The sequence below is a fragment of the Streptomyces sp. H51 genome (genome assembly GCF_035656535.1).
Taxonomy (GTDB): Bacteria; Actinomycetota; Actinomycetes; order Streptomycetales; family Streptomycetaceae; genus Streptomyces.
The window spans coordinates 363,905-386,842 of sequence record NZ_JAYMHD010000020.1; the positions used below are offsets into that span (position 1 = coordinate 363,905).

The 22,938-nt window shown below is 75.2% G+C and carries 13 protein-coding genes; 9 read left to right on the forward strand and 4 right to left on the reverse strand.

Annotated features, from left to right (window positions below; genetic code table 11):
• Nucleotides 1–29: 29 nt before the first annotated feature.
• Nucleotides 30–1,262, reverse strand: a complete 1,233-nt coding sequence (locus VKA29_RS06270) for a serine/threonine-protein kinase (protein WP_324784168.1) — start codon at nucleotides 1,260–1,262, stop codon at nucleotides 30–32.
• A 262-nt stretch (nucleotides 1,263–1,524) separates the two neighbouring features.
• Nucleotides 1,525–3,222, reverse strand: a complete 1,698-nt coding sequence (locus tag VKA29_RS06275) for a serine/threonine-protein kinase (protein ID WP_324784169.1) — start codon at nucleotides 3,220–3,222, stop codon at nucleotides 1,525–1,527.
• A 353-nt stretch (nucleotides 3,223–3,575) separates the two neighbouring features.
• Between VKA29_RS06275 and VKA29_RS06280 the strand changes: the two genes are divergently transcribed.
• From VKA29_RS06280 to VKA29_RS06315, 8 genes are all read left to right on the forward strand, one after another.
• A complete protein-coding gene (locus VKA29_RS06280) occupies nucleotides 3,576–7,196 on the forward strand; it encodes an FHA domain-containing protein (protein WP_324784221.1) in 3,621 nt (1,206 codons plus the stop codon).
• A 495-nt stretch (nucleotides 7,197–7,691) separates the two neighbouring features.
• Nucleotides 7,692–9,068 carry an ABC transporter substrate-binding protein gene (locus VKA29_RS06285; RefSeq protein ID WP_324784170.1) on the forward strand — a complete coding sequence of 459 codons (1,377 nt, stop codon included), beginning with the start codon at nucleotides 7,692–7,694 and terminating at the stop codon, nucleotides 9,066–9,068.
• Between the two features lie 42 nt (nucleotides 9,069–9,110).
• Complete coding sequence (locus VKA29_RS06290) at nucleotides 9,111–10,463, forward strand: sugar ABC transporter permease (RefSeq protein ID WP_324784171.1); 1,353 nt, start codon at nucleotides 9,111–9,113, stop codon at nucleotides 10,461–10,463.
• Nucleotides 10,460–11,377 (forward strand): carbohydrate ABC transporter permease, encoded by a 918-nt coding sequence (locus tag VKA29_RS06295; RefSeq protein WP_324784172.1) that lies wholly within the window; start codon nucleotides 10,460–10,462, stop codon nucleotides 11,375–11,377. The genes VKA29_RS06290 and VKA29_RS06295 overlap by 4 nt, the downstream gene beginning before the upstream one ends.
• A gap of 153 nt (nucleotides 11,378–11,530) precedes the next feature.
• Entirely contained in the window at nucleotides 11,531–13,789 is a 2,259-nt protein-coding gene (locus VKA29_RS06300) for a bifunctional glycosyltransferase family 2 protein/CDP-glycerol:glycerophosphate glycerophosphotransferase (protein WP_324784173.1), read from the forward strand.
• Between the two features lie 154 nt (nucleotides 13,790–13,943).
• On the forward strand, nucleotides 13,944–16,175 hold the full coding sequence (locus VKA29_RS06305) for a bifunctional glycosyltransferase family 2 protein/CDP-glycerol:glycerophosphate glycerophosphotransferase (RefSeq protein ID WP_324784174.1): 2,232 nt from the start codon (nucleotides 13,944–13,946) through the stop codon (nucleotides 16,173–16,175).
• 8 nt (nucleotides 16,176–16,183) lie between these two features.
• Nucleotides 16,184–18,439 carry a bifunctional glycosyltransferase family 2 protein/CDP-glycerol:glycerophosphate glycerophosphotransferase gene (locus VKA29_RS06310; RefSeq protein ID WP_324784175.1) on the forward strand — a complete coding sequence of 752 codons (2,256 nt, stop codon included), beginning with the start codon at nucleotides 16,184–16,186 and terminating at the stop codon, nucleotides 18,437–18,439.
• A 79-nt stretch (nucleotides 18,440–18,518) separates the two neighbouring features.
• Nucleotides 18,519–20,084, forward strand: coding sequence for a hypothetical protein (locus VKA29_RS06315; RefSeq protein ID WP_324784176.1), 1,566 nt, complete (start codon nucleotides 18,519–18,521; stop codon nucleotides 20,082–20,084).
• Between the two features lie 76 nt (nucleotides 20,085–20,160).
• Here VKA29_RS06315 and VKA29_RS06320 read toward each other — a convergent pair whose 3' ends face one another.
• On the reverse strand, nucleotides 20,161–20,574 hold the full coding sequence (locus VKA29_RS06320; RefSeq protein ID WP_324784177.1) for an organic hydroperoxide resistance protein: 414 nt from the start codon (nucleotides 20,572–20,574) through the stop codon (nucleotides 20,161–20,163).
• Between the two features lie 121 nt (nucleotides 20,575–20,695).
• Here VKA29_RS06320 and VKA29_RS06325 point away from each other — a divergent pair, with 121 nt between their 5' ends.
• Nucleotides 20,696–21,172 carry a MarR family transcriptional regulator gene (locus tag VKA29_RS06325; protein ID WP_324784178.1) on the forward strand — a complete coding sequence of 159 codons (477 nt, stop codon included), beginning with the start codon at nucleotides 20,696–20,698 and terminating at the stop codon, nucleotides 21,170–21,172.
• Here the strand turns inward: VKA29_RS06325 and VKA29_RS06330 are convergent.
• A complete protein-coding gene (locus VKA29_RS06330) occupies nucleotides 21,117–22,883 on the reverse strand; it encodes a glycosyltransferase family 39 protein (RefSeq protein ID WP_324784222.1) in 1,767 nt (588 codons plus the stop codon). The two genes, VKA29_RS06325 and VKA29_RS06330, sit on opposite strands and share 56 nt — an antisense overlap.
• Nucleotides 22,884–22,938 lie beyond the last annotated feature (55 nt).

Sequence of the window (22,938 nt, forward strand, 5' to 3'; positions counted from 1 at the left end):
GTGACCACGGCGCACCCGAACCCCGCCGGTCACGGGGCGGCCGGCGCCGAGGTCCCCGGGTCGCGCGGGGCGGCGCCCGCGTCGTCGCCGGACGTGGCCAGCCAGGTGCCGACCCCGGCCGCCGCGGCCAGGACCAGGGCCGCCGCCCCGAGGGCGATCCGGCGCCGCCGGGCGATCGCCCGGTGCCTCGCCGAGCCGGGACGCGGCGCCCCGGCGGCCCTGGGCACCCGGGCCGTGCCGCGGGCGCCGCCGGCCAGCTCGTCCGGCGCCGGCACGCGCATCGAGGTGTGCGTGTCCCGGTTGGAGTCGGCCGGCCTGGAGCCCGGGACCAGCGGCACCGCGCCGCGGCGCTTCCCTGCCGCGGACACCGGCTCCGGCGGCGGGTCGTCCTCCGGGGCGGGTTCCACGTCCGGCTCGTCCACGTCCAGCGGTGGCATCCCCGCGAGCATCGGCAGCAGCTCGCGCAGCCGGGTGCCGAGCTCCGAGGCGCGCAGCCGCGAGGCGGGCGCCTTGGCCAGGCACTGCACGATCAGCTGCCACAGCTCGTCCGGGATGCCGGGCAGCGGGGCCACCGTCTCCGTGACGTGGCGGCGCAGCACCGCGCCGGGGTGACCGCCGCCGAACGGCGTGAAGCCCGCCAGCAGCTCGTACAGGACCGTGGCGAGGGCGTAGATGTCGACGGCCGCCCGCGGGGGCAGGCCCTCCACGATCTCCGGCGCCAGGTAGTCCGGAGTGCCGATGATCTTCGTCGCGCGGGTCCGGCGGGGGGAGTCGATGAGCTTCGCCACTCCGAAGTCGGTCAGCAGCGCGGGGTGGGCGCCTCCCGGGCCCAGCGGGCCCTGCATGTCGAGGAGCACGTTCTCCGGCTTCACGTCCCGGTGCACGACGCCGGCCGCGTGCGCCGCGGCGAGCCCGTCGGCGACGTCGGCGACGATCGCGACCGCCGCCTCCGGCGCGAGCCGCCGGTCGCGGTCGAGGCGGGTGCGCAGGTCGGTGCCGCGGACCAGGTCCATGACGAGCGCGAGGTCGTTGCCGTCCACGACCAGGTCGCGGACCGAGACGATGTGGGGGTCCTCCAGACCGAGCAGCGCGGTGCGCTCCTGCACGAAGCGTCCGACCAGCTCCTGGTCGGAGGCGAGGTCCTCGCGCAGCAGCTTGACGGCGACGGGACCGTCCGGCCCCTCGCCCAGCCACACCGTGCCGGCGCTGCCCCGTCCCAGGATCTGGTTGGCGGTGTACCGGCTGCCGATCTTCCGTGCCAAGACTGCTCCTACCGACGCGTGTTGTCGCCAAAACTACGCGTCCGGGGAGCCGGCCTTCACCGCGGAGACGGAAATCACCCGCCAGAAGTCGACAAATCCCCAGTCCGACGCGTCCTCGGCCCGGCACTCCCCGGACCGGCACTCCCCGGAACGACTCATCCCGGAACGACTCATCCCGGAACGACTCCACCGGACGAGCGCACCCCGCCACGGGCCGACCCCGGTCCGGCGCATCCCGGACCGGCGCCGTGCGCCCGGGGTGTCAGGCGCCGTTGCCCGAGGTCGAGCTCCCCAGGTCGCCGATCCACCCGGAAACGGTGTCGAACCAGTCCTTGAGCTGCGCGAAGTAGCCCTTGCCGGTACCGATCCAGTCCTGCAGCGGGCTCAGTTCCCAGATCAGCCAGCTCGCCACGAACAGGATGACGATGGTGAACAGGCACCCCTTCAGGCAGCCGAGGCCGGGGATCTTCATCGGGTTGGCGCTGCGCTGCCGCGGCTGCCGGGGCTCACGGGGCTCACGGGCGGGCCGCTGCGGCTCCGGCGCGTACCGCTGCGGCTGCTGCTGGTGCTGCGGCGGGGCGGCGTACTGCTGCGGCGGGCCGGCGTACTGCTGCGGCTGGTGCGGGTAGCCGTAGCCCGCGCCGGACTGCGGGGCCCGCTGCTGCGGGCGCTGCTGGGGCTGCGGCTGCTGCTGCGGGCGCGCGACCTGGCGCTGCGGGCGGCGGCGCAGCGGATCCTCGCCGGGGTCGAGGTACTGCACCTGGGTCTGCTCGTTGCGGTCGCGGGCGGCTCGCAGCTGACTCTGCCAGGGGTGCGGCTGCTCCGGGTCGCCGGACGACCGGTCCGGCTGCCCCTGCGGTACCGGCGGCAGGACGGCCGTGGGGTCGGCGGCGCCGGTCTGCGGCAGCACCGCGGTGGGGTCCGCGGCGCCCGCCGGGCCGGGGGCGCCGGTGTGCGGCAGGACGCTGGTCGCGGCGTTCGGGTCGAAGGCGCCCGCGCCGTGCTGCAGCACCTGCGTCGCGTCCGCCGAGCCGGGGACGGCGGCCGGGGAGGAGTCGGGGACCAGCAGGCTCCCGACGGCGTCCGCGGCGGCGATCTGGGCGCTGCTCGCGTGGACGCCGACGCCCTCGGCGACGACGCGCAGGCCGCGGGCGAGGTTCTCGGCGCCGGGCCGTTCGTCGGGATTCTTGCGCAGGCAGCGCTCGATGACCGTCCACAGCGGGTCGGGGACCGTGGAGGGGCGGCGCGGTTCGGCGCTGAGGTGCTGGTGCAGCACCTCCAGGGCGGTGGCGCCGGCGAACGGCGGGCGCCCGGTGACCAGCTCGTACAGCAGGATGCCGGCGCCGTAGACGTCGACGGCGGAGGTCTGCGGGCGGCCCTCGGCGGACTCCGGCGCGATGTACGCGGGCGTGCCGACGAACTCGTGGGTGCGGGTCAGGCCCGGGGAGTCGGCGAGGCGCGCGATGCCGAAGTCGGTCAGCATCGGGTGCATCTGGCCGCCGCCCTGCGCCAGCAGGACGTTGGCGGGCTTGAGGTCGCGGTGGACCACTCCGTCCGCGTGGCTGGCGGCGAGCGCGTCGGCGATCTGGGCGGTGAGCAGGGCGGCGCCCACGGGGGTGAGGGGACCGTTCTCGCGCAGGTAGCGGTGCAGGTCGGGGCCGTCGACGAGGTCCATGACCAGCGCCAGCAGGTCGCCCTCGACGACCAGGTCGCGGACCCGGACGATGTTCGGGTGGGTCAGGCGCAGCAGGACGGAGCGCTCCCTGAGGAAGCGCATCACGATGTCCGGGTCGCTCGCCAGCTCCTCCTTGAGGACCTTGATGGCGACCGTCTCGCCGGGCTGGCCCGGCACGGCGGCCTCGGCCCCCGCGGTCTCGCGCTGGCGGGCTCGCCAGACGGTGCCCGTGGCGCCGCGTCCGAGCGGTTCCTCGAGCAGGTACTTGCTCCCTACCGGCCGCACGTCATGGGCTCCCTGCTGCTTGCTTACGTTCCGACCCACTGTAATGGCGCGGAGGGCGCCACCGGCTGTCGTCGCCCAAGCGTCTCGCGTACGAGATTCCCGCGCCTGTGCGAAGGAAAGACGCTCGACCCGGTCCCTCGGTTGCCGGAAACGGTCGTGACCGATCTCAAGCGGCCATCGGGAGGGCGGCTGTCAGGCACTTTTGCGGGCAGAGCCGACCAATCAAGATCACTTGCCCTCCGGCGGCGGGCGTGTTGTCGGCCACAGGTGCGAGGATGCCTGCAGTACTGGCCGATGTGCTCGTGCGGGGTGGGGGGAAGTCCGCGCCCGCGCAGAAGGGACCGCTGACGGCGATGCAGATCCGGCTGACCGTCGTTGACCCGCTGGGCCCGCCCGACCGGGCCCGGGGCCGCACCGCGAGCCGCGACGTACTGGTCACGGCGCCCGCCGGCACGGCCCTGGCCGCGGTCGCGTCGGCGCTGGCCTCGGCGGTCTCCGGCGACGGGAGCGCGGCCGCGTCCGGCGGCGCCCCCGTGCTGTACGCGGGCGCGGAGCGCCTCGACGACCGCCGCAGCACCCTCGGCGAGCCCCCGCTGACCGACGGCGCGGTGCTGTCCCTGGGCGCCCCGGCCGATCCCGGGCCGCACCCGGAGCCGGCCGACGCCCCGACCCAGCTGCACGTGGTCGCCGGGCCCGACGCGGGCGGGGTGCACCTGCTGCACGGCGGGGAGATCCGCATCGGCCGCTCCGCCGACGCCGACGTCCCGCTCGACGACCCGGACGTCTCCCGGCTGCACTGCGCGGTCACGGTCGCCGCCGACGGCCGCGTCTCGGTCGCCGACCTCGGCTCCACCAACGGCACGGTCCTGGACGGCTCCCGCGTGGACGCCCGCCCGGTGCCCTTCACCCCGGGCGGGCTGCTGCGGATCGGCGAGTCGGCCCTGCGGGTCGCCCCCGCCGCGCGGCCGCAGGAGCGGCTGGTGACCGCACCGGACGGGGAGGGCCACATACGGGTGCCCTCCGGGGCGGACCGGACGGCGCCGGGCGGCTCGAACCCGGACGGCGCCGCCGGGCAGGCCCCGGCGGGGTCCCACGCGCGCGTGGCGGACGGCGGAGACACGTCCGGGGTCCCGCGGGAGGCGCCGGGCGCCCTGGGGCACGCCCCGGTGGTGCCGGAGCAGGGCGGGGCGCCGCGGATCGAGAGCAGCCCGCCGCCGCCACCGTCCGGACCGACCCGCTACATGGCCGGGGACACGCACGCCGGCCATGCCGGTCATCCGGGCGCGGTCGCCCGGAACCCCGCCGCGCCGGCCGCCCACGGTCGCGGCCCCGACGACGGCGCGACGGGCTACGGCTCGGCGGACGACGGCTCGATGGGCCACGGCGCGACGGGCTACGGCTCGGCGGCCCACGGCTCGGCGGCCCACGGCTCGGTGGACCACGGCTCGGTGGAGGACGGCGCACGCGCGCGGGGCGGCACGGCCGCCCAGGGCGCCCGCAGGCGCGGCGGGCTCACGGCATGGGCCCGGCGGCTGGCCGGCGGGCGCGGCGAGCAGGCCGCGGCGGCCGACGGGGCGTACGGCGCCCAGGACGCCCCCGGCGCGGCGGCGTCCCCGCCCGCCGGCGGTTCCCGGCTGCCGGAGACCTGGCCGGACCCGGCGGCGCTGCTGCTGACGGCGCTCGGTCCCGGCCCTCGGCTGTGGGAGCGCGGGCCGGGACACCCGGAGACCCTGACCGTGCGGCTCGGCACGGCCGACCGGCTGGCGCCCGACGGCTCCGGCCTGCTGCCCGCCGTGCCGGTGACCGCGAACCTGCGCGAGGCCGGCGCCCTGGGGCTGGCCGGCCCCCGCACGCGTCTGTCCGGGCTGGCCCGCGCGGTGGTGGCCCAGCTCGCCGCGCTGCACTCCCCCGAACTGCTGGAGATCGTCCTGATCAGCGCGGACCGCTCCCGCCCCGTGCAGGAGCGCGCCGCGGAGTGGTCCTGGCTCGGCTGGCTCCCCCATGCGCGTCCCGCGCACGGCCAGGACTGCCGTCTCCTGCTCGCCTACGACCACGACCAGGCCGCGGCGCGCACCGACGAACTGCTCCGGCGCCTGGAGGACCGGTCGACGGACGCCCGTCCGGGTGTCCCGGCCCCCGGGCTCCCCGCCGCCTCCCGCGCCGCCGCCCGGCGCCCCTCCTGGGCCCGGGACGACGACGAGGACGGGGCGGACCGCTTCACCGGGCCGTACACCGTGGTGGTCGTGGACGGCGACCCCGGAAGCAGCGCCGTGCGCGAGGCGGTGTCGCGGCTGGCCCTGGCGGGACCGGCGGCCGGGATACACGTCGTGTGTCTCGCCGAGACGGAGTCCGCGCCGCCCGCGGCGCCGGTCACGGAGACCTACGAGGCGGCGTGCGCGGTGGCCCCGGCGTTCCGGGACTGCGGCGCGGTCGCGCTGCTCAGCGGCGACGTGGCCACGGCGCTGCGCCTGATGCGCGTGGCCCGGACCGCTCCGGCCGCCGCCGGCCGCCCCGCTCCCGGCCTCGGTACCGGCTCCGGCTCCGGTGCCGTGGGCCGCTCCGTCGCGGCCGCCCCGCCGCACGCGGGGCCCGTGGGCCCCGGCACGACGGCCGCCGTGGACGCCGTGTCGCTCGCCTGGGCGGAGCGGTTCGCGCGGGCGCTGGCGCCGTTGCGGCCGGACGGTTCCCCGGCCGAACGGCACCCGCGGGTGTCCGTGCCGCTGCCCCAGGCGGCCCGGCTGCTGGACGAGCTGGGGCTGGCCCGGGCCACCCCGGCGTCGCTGATGGCGCGCTGGGCGGACGCGGCGGACGACGCGGATTCGCTCGGCGGGCGGGCGTGGGCCGTGCTCGGCGCCGGTCCGCGCGGGCCGGTCTGCGCGGATCTCGCGGCGGACGGGCCGCACCTGCTGGTCGAGGGACCGGCGGGCAGCGGACGCACGGAACTGCTGCGGGCCGTGGTGGCCTCGCTCGCCGCCGCCGAACGCCCCGACCGGCTGGGCATCGTCCTGATAGACGGGCGGGACGGCGCGGGCGCGCCCGGCGGGACCGGCGAGGGCCTGCGCGTCTGCACGGACGTCCCGCACGTCACCACCCACCTCACCGCCAACGACCCCGTCCGGATGCGGGAGTTCGCGCAGTCCCTGAGCGCCGAGCTGAAGCGGCGGGCGGAACTGCTGGGCCGCTGCGACTTCGCGGAGTGGCACGCCGGGCGGGCCGCGGCGGGCCGGATCGTCCCCCAGCGCGCGGCGGTGACCCGCGGCGCACCCGCCGCCGCGCCCGGCACCGCGGCGGTGACGCCCGGCGCCGCCGCGGTGGCACCCGGCGCGGCAGCCCTGGCGGCCGGCGGCCGGGCCGCCGGCCCGTCCGGGGCCGGGGCCGCCGACCTGGACACCCCGCCCAGCTCGACCCTGCGGCTGCGCCCGGCGGCCGCCCGCCGGCGGGCGGAGGACGCGCCGCCCCCGCTGCCCCGGCTGGTCGTGGTCGTCGACGACCTGGACGCCCTCGTGTCCCCCGCGCTGGGTTCACCCGGCCGGCCGGCGGCCGGTTCGGTGATGCGGGCGCTGGAGGCGGTGGCCCGGGAGGGCGAGCGGCTCGGCGTGCACCTGGTGACGGCGGCCGGGCCGGGCGGCCGTACCGCGGAGACCGAACCGGTCCGCCGGGCCACCCTGCGCGTGACGCTCGACGCGCCCGGCGCGGGACCGGACCAGCCGGCTCCCGGGCGGGGCCGCCTGACCTGGGCGGACGAACGGCCGGCCACGGCCTTCCAGGGCGGCCGGGTGACGGGCCGCATACCCCGCACGGCGACGCTGCGCCCGACGGTCGTCCCCCTGGACTGGCAGCGCATGGGCGACCCGCCCGCCCGCCGCCCCGTACGGGAACTGGGCAACGGCCCGACGGACCTCGCCCTGCTGGCCAGCGCGCTGGAGAGGGCCGCCCGGGAGGTCTCGGCAGCACACGTCCCGTCATTGCTGTAACCCCAACGGCCGTTCACACCCCCGCCCGACACCCGCCCCGCCCTCGGCGCGCCCGTCGGGCCCGCGTCCGGACCCGCCCGGGCCCTCGGCGCGCCCGTCGGCGCGGCCACGCCGTTCCGGCCGTCGATCGGGACGACGGCCGGCCGGGACGCTCAGTGGCGGCGAGCGGGGCGACACGGCCCGCACCCGTTCCGTACGTCCGCAGCCGTTCCGTACGTCCGCACACCGCCCAACGCCCGCCGCACCCCGCCCGACGCCCGCCCGGCCCGCGGCGCGCCCGCCGGGCGCGGCCACGCCGTCCCGCGCCCCGCCCGCGCCCCGCCCGCACACCCATCCGCCCCGCCCCCACGCCCCGCCCCCACTCCCGGTCACGACGCGGTCACGAATCGCCGGTTGACACGGGAGGCGCTCTTGCCGCCCCCTGCGCACGGGCGTAGACCAGACGGACGGGACAGCGCTCGGTCGTTCGACGAAGATCGAAGAACGGGGCAGTGAATGCACAGCACGAGCAGGAACCGGTCAGGCAGGGCCACGAGGACGGCCGCCGCGCTCCTCTTAGGGGCGCTCACACTGTCGCTCACCGCCTGCGGCGGCGACGACAACGACAAGGGCAAGGACGACACAGGCGGCGGCAAGGAGACGGGCTCCACCGTCACCCTCCCGAAGCTGAACGGCGCGAGCCTGGAGGTCGCCGCCGTCTGGACCGGCGGCGAGCAGAAGAACTTCAAGAAGGTCCTGGCCGAATTCGAGAGGCGCACGGGCGCCAAGGTCACCTTCGTGCCCGCGCAAGACCCGATCATCAACTTCCTCGGCTCGAAGATCGCGGGCGGGCAGCCGCCGGACGTCGCGCTGCTGCCGCAGCCGGGCGCCATCAAGCAGGCCGTCGACAAGGGCTGGGCCAAGCCCCTCGGCGCCGAGGCCGTCGCGGAGCTGAAGAAGAACTACGCCCAGGGCTGGCAGGACATCGGCAAGGTCGACGGCAAGCAGTACGGCGCCTACTACAAGGCCGCCAACAAGTCGCTGATCTGGTACAACGCCAAGGTCTTCGAGAACGCGGGCGCCTCCGAGCCGAAGACGTGGAAGGAACTGCTGAGCACCGCGCAGACCGTCTACGACTCCGGCGTGACGCCGTTCTCCGTCGCCGGCGCGGACGGCTGGCCGCTGACCGACTGGTTCGAGAACGTCTACCTCTCCCAGGCGGGCCCGGAGAAGTACGACCAGCTCGCCCAGCACAAGATCAAGTGGACGGACCCCTCCGTGAAGGAGGCCCTGACCACGCTCGCCCAGATCTGGGGCAAGAAGGACTACGTGGCGGGCGGCAGCTCCGGTGCGCTGCAGACGGAGTTCCCCGCCTCCGTCACGCAGACCTTCACCGGCGGCACCCAGCCCAAGGCGTCCATGGTCTACGAGGGCGACTTCGTGCAGGTCAACATCCAGGAGACCAAGGCGCAGGTCGGCACCGATGCGAAGGTGTTCCCGTTCCCGGCGGTCGGTGACACCCCGCCGGTGGTCTCCGGCGGCGACGCGGCCGTGATCCTGAAGGACTCCAAGGCCGCGCAGGCCCTGGTCACCTTCCTGGCCTCGCCCGACGCGGCGACCATCCAGGCCAAGCTGGGCGGCTACCTCTCGCCGAACAAGAACGTGCCGAACTCGGCGTATCCGAACCCGGTCCAGCAGAAGATCGCCAAGGCGCTCGTCGCGGCCGGCGACGACTTCCGCTTCGACATGTCCGACCAGGCCCCGCAGTCCTTCGGCGGCACGCCCGGCAAGGGCGAGTGGAAGGACCTCCAGGACTTCCTGAAGAACCCCAAGGACGTGGCGGGCGCGCAGGCGAAGCTCGAGGCGGACGCGGCGAAGGCGTACGGAGGCTGACCGGGCGATGACCGGAGACGTCACAGTGGGGTGGAGCCGGCGATGACGCCGGCCGCCGCGGAGGGTGTCGCCGAGAACACGGCGACACCCTCCGCTCCCCGTCCGCGCAAGAGTGTGACCGGCACCCGCAGGACGGTGGCAGCGCTCTTCCTGCTGCCCGCCCTGGTGCTGCTCGGCGCGCTCGTGGTCTACCCGATCGGGTACTCCGTCGTCCGCAGCTTCTACAACGCCTCCGGCGACGGCTTCGCCGGATTCGACAACTACCGGGCCCTGTTCACCGACGACGGCATCCGCACCGCCCTGAAGAACAACATCGTCTGGGTGGTGTTCGCGCCCGCCGTGGCGACCGCGCTCGGCCTGGTCTTCGCGGTGCTCACCGAACGGGTGCGCTGGGGCACGGCGTTCAAGCTGGTCGTCTTCATGCCGATGGCGATCTCGATGCTGGCGGCCGGCATCATCTTCCGCCTGGTCTACGACCAGGACCCCGACAAGGGCGTGGCGAACGCGGTGTGGGTCGGGGTGCACGACACCTTCGCCGAGTCGTCCGCGTTCCCGAAGGCGCACCCGGGCCGCGAGTCGCCGCTGACCCCCCAGGGCGGCGGCTTCGTCACCAAGGCGGCCGTCCGCACCGGCGATTGGGTCGCCCTCCCGCTGGTCGGCGTCGCCCCCGACCAGATGCCGGGCAGCGCGAAGAACGCCGTACGGGCGAAGCCCGCCCCGGGGAAGATCACCGGCACCACCTGGCAGGACTTCACCCGCGGCAAGGGCGTCGGCGAGCTCGGCGCCGTCGACGCCGCCGAGCTGGGCTATCCCGGCATGAGGATCGAGGCCGTCAGGGACGGCAAGGTCGTGGCGACGGCGAAGGCCGCGGACGACGGCACCTTCACGCTGCCCGCGAAGGCCGACGGGGCGCACCTGCGGCTGCCCGCGTCCAACTTCCAGGAGCCGTACAACGGCCTGGACTGGCTCGGCCCGTCGCTGGTCACACCGGCGATCATCGGCAGTTACGTGTGGATGTGGGCGGGCTTCGCGATGGTCCTGATCGCGGCCGGGCTCGCGGGCATCCCGCGTGAACTGCTGGAGGCGGCCCGCGTCGACGGCGCGGGCGAGTGGCAGGTGTTCCGCCGGATCACCGTGCCGCTGCTGGCGCCGGTCCTCGCGGTCGTCGTCGTCACCCTGATGATCAACGTACTGAAGATCTTCGACCTGATCTTCATCATCGCCCCGAACAGCTCCCAGGACGACGCCAACGTGCTGGCCCTGGAGCTGTACCGGAAGGGCTTCTCCGAGGACCAGCCCGGCATCGCCAGCGCGATCTCGGTGTTCCTGCTGCTGCTCGTCATCCCGGTGATGCTGTTCAACGTCCGCAGGCTGCGACGGGAGGTGCGGCGATGACCGCGGAGGCCGGAAGTCTCCCCGAGGTGGCGCCCACCGGGCCGGTCCGGCCCGCCGACGCGCGCGAGTCGCTCGGCTCGCGGCTCGCGGGCGCGGTCAGCGGCGGCGTGCTGCGCGCCTTCCTCCTGGTCGTGGCCCTGTTCTGGCTGGTCCCGACGATCGGTCTGCTGCTGTCGTCGCTGCGCTCCCCCGAGGACATGGCGGCGAACGGCTGGTGGAACGTGTTCAGCGAGCCCTCGCAGATCACCTTCGACAGCTACCAGAAACTGCTCGACAACAGCGACATCACCGACGCGCTGCTGAACACGGTCTGGATCACCGTCCCGGCGACGGTCCTGGTCGTCGTCATCGGCGCCCTCGCGGGCTACGCCTTCGCGTGGATGGAGTTCCCGGGCCGCGACTGGTGGTTCCTGGGCGTGGTCGGCCTGCTGGTGGTGCCGGTGCAGGTGGCGCTGATCCCGATCGCCGAACTCTTCGGCAACATCGGCCTGTTCGGGACGATCCTCGGGGTGATCCTGTTCCACGTGGGCTTCGGCCTGCCGTTCGCGGTGTTCCTGCTGCGGAACTTCTTCGCGGAGATCCCGCGGGAGCTGCTGGAGGCGGCCCGGCTCGACGGGGCGGGCGAACTGCGCCTGTTCGCCCGCGTGGTGATGCCGCTCGGCGGGCCCGCGATCGCGAGCCTGGGCATCTTCCAGTTCCTGTGGGTGTGGAACGACATGCTGGTCGCCCTGGTGTTCACCAAGGCGGGCACCCAGCCCATCACGGTCGCCCTGCAGACCCAGGTGCGGCAGTTCGGCAACAACGTCGACGTGCTGGCGCCCGGCGCGTTCATCTCGATGGTGATCCCGCTGGCCGTGTTCTTCGCCTTCCAGCGGCAGTTCGTCTCCGGCGTGATGGCCGGCGCCGTCAAGTGACTCCGTGAACAACGCCCGAGGGGGCGGGGCCGTCACGGCCCCGCCCCCGCTCGTTCACCTGGCATCCCCCGTTTGCCGTACAAACCGTAACCAGGTCACTCCATCGGCCGTTCCTGGGCAGAACCCCCCGCGCCGAGCCAACTTGGATGTGCCTTGCCCAGGTTCAGTGTCATCGTCCCCGCGTACGAGGTTCAGGCGTACCTGCACGCATGCCTGGAATCGGTGCTGACCCAGTCGTACCCCGATCTCGAGGTGATCGCGGTGGACGACCGCTCGCCGGACGCCTGCGGCGAGATCATCGACGAGTTCGCGCGGCGCGACCCGCGCGTGTGCCCCGTGCACCTGCCCGAGAACGGGGGACTCGGCCCCGCCCGCAACGCGGGGCTGGCGCGGGCGGCCGGCGACTACGTGGTGTTCCTGGACGGCGACGACACCCTCGCCCCGGACGCGCTGCGGGCGATCGCCGACCGGCTGGAGGAGACGGGCGACCCGGACGTGCTGGTCTACGACTACGCGCGCACCTTCTGGACCGGTGAGACCGTCCGCAACCAGGCCGCCGCCCAGCTCACCGAGCAGGGCCCGGCACCCTTCCGGCTGGCGGACCGGCCGGGCCTGCTGCGCCTGCTGATGGTCGCCTGGAACAAGGCGTACAAGCGGGAGTTCGTCGAGCGCGAGGCGCTCGCCTTCCCGCCCGGCTACTACGAGGACACCCCGTGGACGTTCCCGGCGCTGATGGCGGCCGAGTCGCTCGCCACGCTCGACCGGGTGTGCGTCCACTACCGGCAGCGCCGCCGGGGCAACATCCTCGGCACCACCAGCCGCCGGCACTTCGACGTCTTCGAGCAGTACGACCGCGTCTTCGCCTACCTCGAACGGCGGCCCGAACTGGCCTGCTGGCGGCCGGTGTTGTTCCGCCGCATGGTCGACCACCTGATCGTGGTGTTCTCCCGGCGCGACCGGCTGCCGCGCGAGGCCCGCGCCGAGTTCCTGCGCAAGGCCCGCGCCCACTACCGCCGTTACGGGGTTCCCGGCGGCCCCCGCGGCCCGGTCCCGCTGCGCCACGCCCTGGTCCGCTGGGGCCTGCACCGCACCTACCGCGCCCTGCGGCTGGCGTCCGCGGCGCACCGCAGGACCGGCAAGCTCGCCGCGCGCCTGCTCAGGTCGGTGCGCGCGGGCGTCCTCCGGCTGCACTACCGCCTCCAGCGGTGCCTGCCGCTGCGCGCCGACCGTGCCGTCTTCTCCACCTCCGTCGGCCGCGGCCACGGCTGCGACACGGGCGCGCTGGAGGAGGCGTTCCGCACCCTGGCGCCGCACATCCGCACCACGTGGGTCGCCCGCCCCGGGCACCGGCGCCCCGCCCCCGGCGCGGACCCGCGGGTCGGCCCGGACACGGCCGCGTACTTCACGGCGCTCGCCCGCTCCAAGTACCTCGTCGACGACGCCGGCCTCGACCGGCGCCTGGTCAAACGCCCCGGCCAGATCCTGGTGCGGGCCGGGCACGGCACCCCGCTCAGGCACCGGGGCCTCGACCTCCAGGAGCTCCCGGCGGCCGCCCGCGACACGGACTTCGCCGCCCTGCTGCGGACCGTCGACACCTGGGACTACGTGCTGTCCGCCAACCGCCACTCCACCCTGACCTTCGAACGCGTCTTCCCGGGCGCCTACACCACACTGGAGTACGGCGCCCCGCGCAACGACGTCTTCCAGCGCGCGACCCCGGCGGACGTGGCACGGCTGCGCGAGCTGTTCGGCATCCCCGGGGACGCGGTGGCGGTCCTGTACGCGCCCACCTGCCGCGACCACCGGCGCACCCAGCGGCCGGCCCTGGACGTGGAGCGCGTCGCGCGCCGGCTCGGGCCGCGGTTCGTCGTCCTGCTGCGCGCCCACCCCCGGCACACCGGCCCCCTGCCGCGGGACGCGCGGATCATCGACGTCACCGGCCACCCGAGCGTCGAGGACGTCTGTCTCGCCTCGGACGCCCTGGTCACCGACTACTCGTCGATCATGTTCGACTACGCCGGCCTGGACCGGCCGATCGTGGTCCACGCCGCGGACTGGGAGGCGTTCGAGGCGTCCAGCGGCGCCTACTTCGACCTGCGTGACGCCCCGCCGGGCCCGGTCGTCCGCGGCGAGGACGAGCTGATCGAGATCTTCGCCGCCGGACGCTGGCACGACGCCCGCTCGGCGCGGCTGCGCTCGGCCTTCCGGGAGCGCTTCTGCCCGTACGACGACGGGCGCGCCGCCGAGCGCGTGGTCCGGCACGTGGTGCTGGGTGAGCGCGGGGCGGACCTGCCGCCGGTCGTGCCGCTCGCCGAGCGCCGCCCGGTACCGTCGGCGGCGGCCCCCGCGCGCGCCCCGCAGACCACGGTGCCGCAACCGGCCGGCCCGCTGACCGTCACCGACAGCCTCTGAACGCCGTTGTCACTCCGGGAAGTTCGCATGCCCTCCAGTCCGTCGCGGCCCACCCCGAGCAGGCCGCCCAGCCGACGTCCCGCCGGGCGTCCGGGGCGAGGCCGCGCCGCCCGAGGCGCCCGAGCCCGTGCAGAACATCGACAGGAAGATCAGAATGCCCCGCTTCAGCATCATCGTCCCGTCCCACGGTGTGGCGGGCCGGCTGTCCCAGGCGCTGGACTCGGTCCTCGCGCAGCCCTTCGGCGACGTCGAGCTGATCCCGGTCTGCGACGCCCCCGGCTCGCCCGCGGCGGACGTCGCCGCCCGGTACGCCGCGCGGGACTCCCGGGTGGTCCCGGTGCACTCGCCCCCGTCGGCCGGCCTGGCCGGGGCGCGCAACACCGGCATGCGGGCGGCGACCGGCGCGTACGTGCTGTTCCTCGACGGCGACGACACCCTCGTACCGGGCGCGCTGACGGCGCTCGACGCCCGGCTGGCGGACACCGGTGACGTGGACGTGCTGTACTTCGAGCACGAGCGGGCCCCGTGGTGGGAGGGCGAGCCCACCAACCCGGCCGCGCTGCTGTGGCCGCGGACGGTGCCGGACGGCGCCTTCGCTCCCGGCCAGGTGCCGCAGCTGACCGGGGTGCGACTGCCGGCGTGGAGCGCCGCCCACCGCCGCGGCTTCCTCCTCGAACGCGAACTCCGCTTCCCGGGCGGTCACTTCACCGACGTGGGTTTCTGCGGGCTGGTCGCGCTGCACGCCGAGCGGATCGCGGTGCTGCGCCGGGTCGTGGTGCGGCACCTGGTGCGGCGGCAGGGCAGCCGGTCGGCCCGGCCGGGCGAGCACCACTTCGAACTCCTCGACCAGACCGACCTGGTGCTCACCCGGGCCGCCGAACTGGGCCTGCCGGCCGAGCGGTCGGGGCCCCTGTTCGCGCAGCTCTTCGCCGCGGTCCTGAAGACCGCCGCGCATCCCGGGCGACTGCCGGCCAGACGCCGGGCCTTCTTCCGGCGGGCGAGCAGGCTCTACCGGCGCCACCGCCCGGCCGGATTCCGCCCGCCGGGCGGCAGCGTCGGCGTGCAGCACCGGCTGCTCGCGGCGGGGGCGTACACGGCCTTCCGCACCCTGCGCTCCGTCAACCGGGCGGCGGCCGTGGCGCGGGAGCGCCTGCCGCGCCCGAAGGGGCTGCGCACCCGCCTGCGCTACGCGCGCGCCCTGCGCCGCCCTCTGGACCCCCACCTGGCGGTGTACTGCGCCTACTGGGGCCGCGGTTACGCGTGCAGCCCGGCGGCGATCCACGCCAAGGCGCGCCAACTGGCCCCGCACATCCGCGGGGTGTGGCTGGTGGAGGCGGACCAGGCGCACACCATGCCGGCGGACGTCGAGTACGCGGTGATCGGCAGCCGCCGGTACTGGGAGGTGCTGGCCCGCGCCACCTACCTCGTCAACAACGCCAACTTCGCGGACGCCGTCGTCAAACGGCCCGGCAGCGTGCACGTGCAGACCCAGCACGGCACCCCGCTGAAGAAGATGGGCGTCGACCAGGTGGCGTACCCCGTGGTCGCGGCGGCGACCGGCAGCTTCGCCAGGCTGCTGGCCCGGGTGGACCGCTGGGACTACAACCTCACCTCCAACCGCCACTCCACCGAGATGTGGGAGCGGGCCTTCCCCGGCGCGCACGAGACCCTGGAGTACGGCTATCCGCGCAACGACGTCTACTGCACGGCGACGGCGGACGACGTGGCGCGCGTGCGCCGGGAGCTGGGCGTGCCGGAGGGCAGCACGGCCGTCCTGTACGCGCCCACCCACCGCGACTACCGCACCGGCTTCGAGACGGGCCTGGACCTGGAGGCGTTCTGCGAGGCGGCCGGCGAGAACGTCGTCGTGCTGCTGCGCGCCCACTACTTCTACGACCGCGGCGGCCGTCCGGACGCCGGCCGGGGCGGCAGGGAAGGCCGCGTCAGCCGCATCATTGACGTGTCCTCGCACCGCTCCTCCGAGGACGTGTGCCTGGCCGCCGACGCGCTGATCACCGACTACTCGTCGATCATGTTCGACTACGCCAACCTGGACCGGCCGATCGTGGTCTACGCGGACGACTGGGACGTCTACCGGGAGACCCGCGGCGTCTACTTCGACCTGATGGAGAGCCCGCCGGGCGCGGTGGCCCGCACGCCCGGGGAGCTGGCGCGGGTCTTCGCCGACGGTTCCTGGGCGGGGCCGGAGGCCGCCGCGGCGCGGGCCGCCTTCCGGGAGCGGTTCTGCCAGTTCGACGACGGGCGCGCCGCCGAACGGGTCGTGCGCCGGGTGCTGCTCGGCGAGCCGCCCGAGTCGATCCCGCCCGTTCTCCCGCTCGCGGAGCGCGTCCCGGCCCCGGCCGCCTCCCCCCTCGTAAGGAGCTGACGTCAGCCGTGCCCCGCTTCAGCATCATCGTCCCCGTCTTCAAGGTGCAGGGCTACCTGCGCGAGTGCCTCGACTCGGTGCTCGGGCAGTCGTACGGCGACTTCGAGGTGGTCGCCGTCGACGACCGCTCGCCCGACGGCTGCGGCGCGATCCTCGACGAGTACGCCGCGCGCGACCCGCGGGTGCGGGCGCTGCACCTGCCGGAGAACGTCGGTCTCGGCCGGGCCCGCAACGCCGGCCTGGAGCGGGCGGGCGGCGACTACGTCCTCTTCCTGGACAGCGACGACGCCTACACGCCGGGCCTGCTGGCCGCCGTCGCCGCCCGGCTGGAGTCGGCCGGCGACCCCGACATCCTGGTCTTCGACCACGTCCGCACGCACTGGTGGGGGCGCGGCGGGCGCAGCGACTCCGCCGCCCTGCTCCAGGCCGCGGGACCGGACACCTTCAGCCTGCGCGAGAGCCCCGAGTACGTGCGCCTGTTCCTGGTGGCCTGGAACAAGGCCTACCGGCGCTCCTTCTTCCAGGGGCACGGGCTGCGGTACGCGCCCGGCCTGTACGAGGACGCGCCGGTCACCTACCGGTCGATGGTCCTCGCGGACCGCATCGCCTGCCTGAACCGGATCGGCGTCGAGTACCGGCAGCGCCGGCAGGGCGCGATCACCAAGACGCCGGGGCGCCGCCACTTCGACATCTTCGCGCAGTACGAGGGTCTGTTCGCGTTCCTGGAGGAGCGCGCGGACCTGGCCTGGGCGCGGCCGCTGCTGTTCGAACGGGCGCTGGACCACATGCTGTACGTGCTGGCCTGCGAGGACCGGGTGACGCCCGGTCAGCGCGCCGCCTTCCACCGCGAGATCCGGTCCTTCCACCGCCGTCACCTCCCGGCGGGCTTCACCCCGCCGGACGGCCCGCGCGGCACCGAGATGCGGTTGCTGGCGTCGTCGCCCTACCCGGCGTACGCGGCGCTGCGGGGCGTGCGCGGGGCGCGCGCCCTCGCGGGGAAGGCGGCCCGGCGCACGACGCGCACCCTCTCGGTGCGCTCCCAGCGGGTGCTGTACGGGGCCGGGTCGAGGCTCCCCCTCGACCCGCACCTGGCCGTCTACTCCTCCGGCCACCACCGGGGGGTGTCCGGCGACCCGGCGGCGATCCACGCCAAGGCCCGCGAACTGGCCCCGCACATCCGCGGGGTGTGGGTGGTGCGGGAGGACGCGGTGCACACGCTGCCGCCGGGCATCGAGCACGTGACGCCGGGGTCGGCGCGCTACCACGCGGTCATGGCGCGGGCCACCTACTGGGTGAACAACGTCAACTGGCCGGGCAGCCTGGTCAAGCGGCCCGGCAGCGTCCACATCCACACCCACCTGGGCACCCCGCTGAAGTTCATGGGCGCCGACCTGCTGGACAAGCCCGGCGCCCGGCACGGTTTCAGCGTGCCGCAGATGCTGCGCCGCGCCGACCGCTGGGACTACAGCCTGGTCGCCAACCGCCACTCCGAGCTGGCGTGGGAGCGGGCCTACCCCTGTCACTTCACCTCGCTGCGGACCGGCAGCCCGCGCAACGACGTCCTGGTGGAGCCCTCCGAGCGGCGCGGCCGTGCGGTCCGCGAGCGGCTCGGCATCCCCGACGGCGACACGGTCGTGCTGTACGCCCCGACCCGGCGGGAGTACCGGCGCGGCGGCCACGCGGACCGGATCGACCTGGCCCGGTTCGCCGCCGATCTCGGCCCCGGCCACACCCTCGTGGTCCGGCTGCACCCCTCGCTCGCCGCGGGCATCGCGCGCGGCCTGGGCCTGGCCGACCTGCACCGGCGGGGCGTGGTGGTGGACGCGACGGACGAGCCGCACGTCGAGGACCTGATGCTCGCCTCCGACGTGCTGGTCACCGACTACTCGGCGCTGATGTTCGACTACGCCAACCTGGACCGGCCGATCGTGGTCCACGCCGACGACTGGGGCGCGTACACGGCGAGCCGGGGCGTCTACTTCGACGTCACGGCCGAGCCGCCGGGCCATGTCTCGCGCTCCTACCGGGAGCTGGCGTGGCTGCTGGCGTCGGGCAGCTGGCGGGACGAGGAGTCGGCGAAGCGGCGGGCGGCGTTCCGGGAGCGGTTCTGCGAGTTCGACGACGGCCGGGCCGCCGAGCGGGTGGTGCGGACGCTGATGCTGGGCGAGCCGATGCCCGGCGCGGAGCCCTGCCCGGTGGTCCCCGCCCCCGCCCCCGCCGCCGGAGACGGCCGGGAGGTCCCGACACACCGGCTCACCCGTTGAGGTGACGGACGGCCAAGGTGCCGCTCCCGGCGGGAAACATACGGCCCATGCCCAAGACCTTCGCCCGGCCGGCCGTCCTGTGAGCGCCGGCGTCCTCGTCCGGCGGACCCTGCGCGGCGCGACGGCGCTGCCCGTCGGCCGGCTCCGGCGGCCCAGCCCGTACCAGGTCTTCGGCGGCCTGTTCTGGCTGGTGATGACGCTGGCGTTCTGGCGGATCCCGCTGTGCTGCGACGCCGGCCAGCACGCGGCGGTCGTCGAACGGCTGCGGGCCGACCTGCTCCACCCCGCCCACTCGATGGCGGACCTGCCGGGCACGGGCAGCCCGTACTACGGCCCGTACGCCGTCGCGCAGGGTGTGTTCGCCCGGCTGACCGGGCTGTCCGGGTGGGAGGTCCTGCGGCTCGCCGGTCCGCTGCACCTGGCCGTGCTGCTGACCGGGGTCGGCCGTTTCGTGCGGGTGCTCACGCCCCGCCCGTGGGCGCCGGTGCTGGCGCTGCCCGCGATGACGCTGCTGTGGGGCACCGATCGGATCCTGTGGAGCGGCTATCTGGGGCTGATGTCGATGACGACGAACATCAGCTATCCGTCGGCGTTCGCGATCGGGCTGACGTTCTGGGCGTGGGCGCTGACCGGCCGGCGCGCCTGCGAACGGGACGCGCCGGTCCGCTACGTCGGGCCGAGCGGCCTCGGCGGCTGGTGGGGCTACGCCGGGATCGGCGCCCTGTACGGGCTGATCCTGCTGATCCACCCGGTCACCGCCGTCTCCGCGGCGACCGGCGCGGTGGCGGTCGTGGCGGCACGGCAGCGCGACTGGCGGTGGCCGGTCGCGGCCCGGTGGGCGCTGGCGGCGGCGTCGGCGCTGGTCCTCGCCCTGGTGTGGCCGTACTACGACGTGCTGTCGCTGAGCGGCGACACGGGCATGGACGGGATGCACCGGCGGCTGTACGAGCAGCTGGCGGGCAACTCGTGGCTGGCGCTGATCGGGGCGCCCGCGCTGTGGTGGCGCGGCCGGCGCTCGGCGCGTGATCCGCTGGTGCTGATGTTCGCGCTGGGGTGCCTGGTGCTGCTGTACGGCTGGGTGAGCGGGCACTACACGTACGCGAGGGCGTTGTGGGCGGCGCTGGTGCCGTTGCAGTTCGCGCTCGCGGTGGAGCTGGCGGCGCCCCGGCCGTGGGGGTCGGTGCGGAAGGTGCTGGGGGCGACGGCGGTGGTGTGGGCGTGCGTGGGGTTCTTCACCGTGCAGGCCGGCGCGGTGGTGCCGCGCGCGCTGGACCCCGTGGGCTTCGAGCAGCCGCCGCGCTGGCCGACGTACGGCTGGGCGGCCCGGTACATCGGGCGCGGCGAGGTGGTGCTCACCGACGACTACACCGCCTCGCACCTCATCGCCGGGTACGGTCCGAACCTCGCCGCGCCGATCTGGCCGGACCCCGCCCTGGACGAGCGGGAGCGCAGACGCCGCGGTGCCGACGTCCGCGCCTACTTCTCCCCCGACGCGACCCCCGCCCGGCGGGCCGCCCTGGTCCGCCGCTACCACGCGCGCTGGCTGCTGCTGACGCGCGGCCGGCCGGTGCCCCCGGAGGCGGTGGTGGTGGCGCGGAGCCGGCGGACCGGGGAGGTGCTGGCGCGGGTCGGGGCGGGGACGTGAGGGCCCGGCCGCTCGGGCGTCGTTCGGTCGTCACTCGATGACTTCGATCGTCGACTTCGATCGTCGACTTCGATCGTCACTCGATGACGAGGTCGACCTCGATGTTTCCGCGGGTGGCGTTGGAGTAGGGGCAGACCTGGTGGGCCTGCTCGACCAGCTTGCGGCCGGTCTCCTGGTCCAGGCCGTCGGGCAGTTCGACGCGCAGCGTCACCTGGAGGCCGAAGCCCTCGCCCTGCTTGCCGATGCCGACCTCGGCGGTGACGGCGGCATCGGTGACGTCCACCTTGGCCTGGCGGCCGACGAGACCGAGGGCGCTGCCGAAACAGGCGGCGTAACCGGCGGCGAACAGCTGCTCGGGGTTGGTGCCCCGACCGTTGCCGCCCATCTCCACCGGGATCGACAGCGGAAGGTCGATCTTGCCGTCGGAGCTGACGGCGCGGCCTTCGCGGCCGTGGGTGGCGGTGGCGACGGCGGTGTAGAGCGCGTCCATGGAAGACCATCCCTCTCGAATCACGTACCGGCGGCTCGCTGCGGCCGCCTCACGACCACAAGTAGAGCACGCAATTCAATTGTGCGCAACTTGAATGACGAGGAGAGCTATCCTCGTGAGCATGGCCACCACTCCCGCCGCCGACTGGCTCCGCCTCGACCAGCAGGTCTGCTTCTCCCTGCACGCCGCCTCGCGCGCCTTCAACGGCGTCTACCGCGTGGTCCTCAAGGACCTCGGGCTCACCTACCCGCAGTACCTGGTGATGATGGTGCTGTGGGAGCACGGCGAACTGCCCGTGAAGCGGCTGGGCGAACACCTGCGCCTCGACTCCGGCACCCTTTCCCCGCTGCTCAAGCGCCTGGAGGCGGCCGGTCTCGTGGTGCGGGAGCGCAGCGCGCGCGACGAGCGCTCGGTGGAGGTGCGGCTGACCGGCGAGGGGGCCGCGCTGCGCGAGCGCGCGCTGGAGGTGCCGCGCCGGATCGCGGCGTCCACCGGCCTCGACCTCGACGAGATCGGCGACCTGCGCGCCCGTCTGGACCGGCTCACCTCCGCTCTGGACTCGGCCGCGGCGCAGGGGGCGCCGACGGAGCGCTCGTAGCCCCCTGGGCGGCGCGACGCACGTAGAGGCGGAGGGTGACCCGGCCGCGGACGTACTGGGCCCGGGGCTCGAACTGCTCGCCGACCAGCGCGAGCTTGGCGCGGTCGGTCGGGTCGCCCGGGTCGGCGGGCGCGCTCAGCACACGCGTCTCGGCGAGCACCCAGACGCGGTCCGCCGAGGCGAGGCGGTCGCGCAGTTGCTCGGGCGTGGTCTCGCGCCCGCTCAGCGTCCCGGAGCTGGGCCCGGACTCCAGCAGGGCGATGTCGCGGGCCCCGCTGAAGTCCTGCGGGTACGCCAGCGCCGTCAGCCGCCAGACCGACGGCACGAACAGCACCGGGTCGCCGGGGCGGATCTCACGGGCGGCGACGGCGGCGACGGCGGCGAGGTTCTCGGGACGGTGCGCGGCGGACCGGTCGTACCGGTACAGGGGCAGGTGGTGCACGAAGACGACGGCGACCACCAGAACCCCGGCCAGGGCGACCCGCGACCGCACGGGCGGGCGCGACACGGGCGGGCGCGGCTGCGCGGACGGCGGCCCGCCGGCACCCGGCGTTGCGGACGGCGGCGTGGGCCAGGGCGCCGCGCCTGTATCCGGCGTAGCACCCGCGCCCGGACGCGGGGACGACGGCTGCGGCGTCGCGCGCACCGTGCGCGGTGGGTACGCCGGAGGCGGCGGGTACGGCGCCCGCGCCGAGCGCGGCGGGTGCACCGGGGACGGCGGGTGCACCGGGGACGGCGGGTGCGCCGAGGACGCCGGGTGCACCGGGGACGGTGGCTGCACCGGGGACGGGTGACGCGGTCGTGGGCGCAGCAGGGCCCGCGCGCACCGGTCGGCGCCCGCGGCCACCAGCAGCGACGCGCCCGCCAGCGCGTACAGCACGTACCGCTCGTGGTACAGGGGCCGCACCTGGGAGAGGACCATCAGGACGCCCGGCGGCACCAGCAGCAACGGGCCCGCGACCGCTCCCGTCCGGCCCGCGCCCAGCCCCGCCACCATCAGCAGCACCGATACCCAGAACACCGGGCCCCGCGGGGCGACGGCGAAGTCCCGCAGCAGCTGCCCCGCCTGCTCCCACCCCGGCGCCACCAGCCACGACACCTGGGCCGACTGCCGCCGCGACACCCACACCAGCGGCAACACGACCAGCCCCGCCGCGCCGGTCGCGCGCCCCCAGCCGGCCCACACCCTTCCCGGCACCCGCAGCAGCGCCAGCGTCACGGCGTGCGCGCACAGGACCAGCACGGCCAGCTCGTGCAGCAGGCAGGTCACGGCGACCACGGCCCCGTACGGCCACCAGCGTGACGGCCGCCCCTCCAGCACCCGCACCAGCAGCAGCGTCGCCGCCGCCACGCCCGCCGCGACGAGCGCGTACGAGCGTCCCTCCTGGGCGTAATGGCCGGTCAGCGGGGTGACCGCGTACAGCAGACCGGCCCACAGCCCGACCCGCGGGCGGGCCAGCCGGACGCCGAGCGCCGCGACCAGGCCGGCCGCCGCGGCCGCCCCGCACACGGACGGCAGACGCAGCACGACCTCGTCGGGACGGACGGCCAGGACCGCGTGCATCAACAGGTAGTACAGGCCGTGCACCGCGTCCATGCCGTGCAGGAACCGCCAGATCTGCGGCACCGAGCGCTGCCCGACCAGGAAGGTGACACCCTCGTCACCCCATATGCCGCCGCGGTCCAGACCCCACAGCCCGATGGCGAACATCACGGCCGTGGGCACCGCCACCGCCACGACGTCCGCCCGCACCCGCCACGGGCCC

Bases quoted from the DNA above. Each gene is read 5' to 3' on its own strand.
- VKA29_RS06280 (WP_324784221.1), top strand. From the start codon at position 3,576: ATGCAGATCCGGCTGACCGTCGTTGACCCGCTGGGCCCGCCCGACCGG.
- VKA29_RS06285 (WP_324784170.1), top strand. From the start codon at position 7,692: ATGCACAGCACGAGCAGGAACCGGTCAGGCAGGGCCACGAGGACGGCC.
- VKA29_RS06290 (WP_324784171.1), top strand. From the start codon at position 9,111: ATGACGCCGGCCGCCGCGGAGGGTGTCGCCGAGAACACGGCGACACCC.
- VKA29_RS06295 (WP_324784172.1), top strand. From the start codon at position 10,460: ATGACCGCGGAGGCCGGAAGTCTCCCCGAGGTGGCGCCCACCGGGCCG.
- VKA29_RS06305 (WP_324784174.1), top strand. From the start codon at position 13,944: ATGCCCCGCTTCAGCATCATCGTCCCGTCCCACGGTGTGGCGGGCCGG.
- VKA29_RS06320 (WP_324784177.1), bottom strand. From the start codon at position 20,574: ATGGACGCGCTCTACACCGCCGTCGCCACCGCCACCCACGGCCGCGAA.
- VKA29_RS06325 (WP_324784178.1), top strand. From the start codon at position 20,696: ATGGCCACCACTCCCGCCGCCGACTGGCTCCGCCTCGACCAGCAGGTC.
- VKA29_RS06330 (WP_324784222.1), bottom strand. From the start codon at position 22,883: ATGTTCGCCATCGGGCTGTGGGGTCTGGACCGCGGCGGCATATGGGGT.